The sequence below is a fragment of the Streptomyces thermovulgaris genome, assembly GCF_002155915.1.
GTDB lineage: Bacteria > Actinomycetota > Actinomycetes > Streptomycetales > Streptomycetaceae > Streptomyces > Streptomyces thermovulgaris.
Genome location: NZ_MUME01000255.1, coordinates 1 through 1934, shown reverse-complemented (window position 1 = coordinate 1934; position 1934 = coordinate 1). Strand labels below are relative to the sequence as shown.

General features: G+C 74.4%; 2 protein-coding genes and 1 pseudogene. 2 read left to right on the top strand and 1 reads right to left on the bottom strand.

Features of this window, described 5'->3' with window-relative positions:
• Nucleotides 1-10: 10 nt before the first annotated feature.
• Nucleotides 11-565, top strand: a pseudogene (locus CCN35_RS19845) (HNH endonuclease family protein); the annotation flags it as partial.
• A gap of 300 nt (nt 566-865) precedes the next feature.
• Entirely contained in the window at nt 866-1522 is a 657-nt protein-coding gene (locus CCN35_RS19840) for a DedA family protein (protein WP_067397441.1), read from the top strand.
• Between the two features lie 34 nt (nt 1523-1556).
• On the opposite strand, the gene CCN35_RS19835 is transcribed toward CCN35_RS19840, so the two are convergent.
• Nucleotides 1557-1787: a DUF2277 domain-containing protein gene (locus CCN35_RS19835; RefSeq protein WP_067397442.1), complete on the bottom strand. Its 231-nt coding sequence runs from the start codon at nt 1785-1787 to the stop codon at nt 1557-1559.
• Nucleotides 1788-1934 lie beyond the last annotated feature (147 nt).

Here is a 1934-nt window from a genome sequence, read left to right as displayed (position 1 = left end):
GTAGCTGCGGGCGGTGGCCGCCCTCCCCACCCCGGTCAGCGCGGCCACCGCCCGCAGCTACCTCGCCTCCCTCACCGTGGCCGCCGAGAACCGCACCGGCTACAGCCGCGACCTCTTCCCGCACTGGATCACCATCAGCGGAAGCTGCAACACCCGCGAGACCGTCCTGAAGCGGGACGGCACCAACGTCGTCACCAACTCCTCCTGCGCCGCCACCAGCGGCACCTGGTACTCGCCGTACGACGGCGCCACCTGGACCTCCGCCTCCGACGTGGACATCGACCACGTCGTGCCGCTGGCCGAGGCCTGGGACTCCGGGGCGAGCGCCTGGACCACCGCCCAGCGCCGGGCCTTCGCCAACGACCTCACCCGCCCGCAGCTCATCGCCGTCACCGACCGCGTCAACCAGGCCAAGGGCGACCAGGACCCCGCCACCTGGGTCCCGCCCCGGTCGGCGTACGTCTGCACCTATGTACGCGCGTGGGTGCAGGTGAAGTACTACTACAACCTGTCGGTCGACCCGGCGGAGAAGAGCGCTCTGCAGAACCATCTCGCCGCCTGCTGACCCGGGAGTCCCGCCGTCTCCTGCCACCGCTTCCGTCGCCCCGGGCCGCACGGGGTGACGGAAGCGACGGGGCCGGGGCGGGCCGCGCGGGCATCCGGGCGGCGGTGCCCGGCCGGATGCCCGGCCGTGCCCGGAACGGGCGGAAACCGGACAGAGGGAACGGAGCCCGGACCGGCCCCTGAACGAACAGGTGACCCCCGGTGAAACTTCTGTCACACTCCCGGCTACGCTGTAGGGCCGTTCGAGGCCGCTTCTGCCGCTCCCCCGCGACACGCGGCACGGTCGGCGGTCCACGGGGGGATGACAGGGGGAAGGGCTTCGGTGCTGGAGAGTCTGGCGCGGGTGGGGTCGCTCACCGGCGCGCCGTGGATCTACGCCGTGGTGGCCGCGTCCGTCCTGCTGGACGTCTTCCTGCCGGTGCTGCCCAGCGGGGTCCTGATCGCGACGGCCGCCACGGCGGCAGCGGCCGCGGGCACGAGCGCGGCGACGGGACAAGTCCCGCAGGACGTACCGGACATCCTGGTCCTGTTCCTGTGCGCGGCCACGGCCTCGGTGCTGGGCGACCTCGTCGCCTACCGGCTGGCCCGGCGGGGCGGCGAGCGGCTGGACCGCGCGCTCTCGCGGTCGCGGCGGCTGAGCAGGGCTCAGGAGCGGCTCGGCGAGGCCCTGTCACGGGGCGGCGGCGCACTGGTGGTCCTCGCCCGCTTCGCCCCGGCCGGACGTTCGGTGGTCTCCTTCGGCGCCGGTGCCGCGCATCGCCGCGTCCGGGAGTTCCTTCCCTGGTCCGCCCTGGCCGGTCTGTCCTGGGCCGCCTACAGCGTGGCCCTCGGCTACTTCGGCACCCGGTGGCTGGGTGCGGCGTGGCTGGCCACGGGACTGTCGGTGGCGGCGCTGTTCGCGGCGGGAGCGGGAGCGGTGTATCTGATGCGGCGCACGCCGGTGCCGGCGGAGGCGTAGGGAACGCACGCGACGCACTCCGCCCGCCGCGGGCTCACCCGGCCTTCCGGGCGGTTTGCCCCCGCACCTCCAGTCCCGCCAGCAGCTCCTGCGTGGCCCGCGTGATCACGTCCACCGCGTGGTCGAACACCTCGCGGTTGTGCGCCGCCGGCGTCCGGAATCCCGAGACCTTCCTCACGAACTGCAACGCGGCGGCGCGCACCTCCTCCTCCGTCGCCTCCTCGGGCAGGGCGGGCGGACGCAGCGTCTTGATGCTTCGGCACATGCCTCAGTGTCATCACGCCCCGCGCACCGGGTGCAAGCGTCCTCGGCCGGTGGACCGCCCGGACCTCCGGCACCGCGTGAAGCGGCACCCCGCACGGTGCGGGCCCGGCCCCGGCCGGCGGCACGGGGGACGAGGGGGGTGAACGGG

Bases quoted from the DNA above. Each gene is read 5' to 3' on its own strand.
- CCN35_RS19840 (WP_067397441.1), top strand. From the start codon at position 866: ATGACAGGGGGAAGGGCTTCGGTGCTGGAGAGTCTGGCGCGGGTGGGG.
- CCN35_RS19835 (WP_067397442.1), bottom strand. From the start codon at position 1,787: ATGTGCCGAAGCATCAAGACGCTGCGTCCGCCCGCCCTGCCCGAGGAG.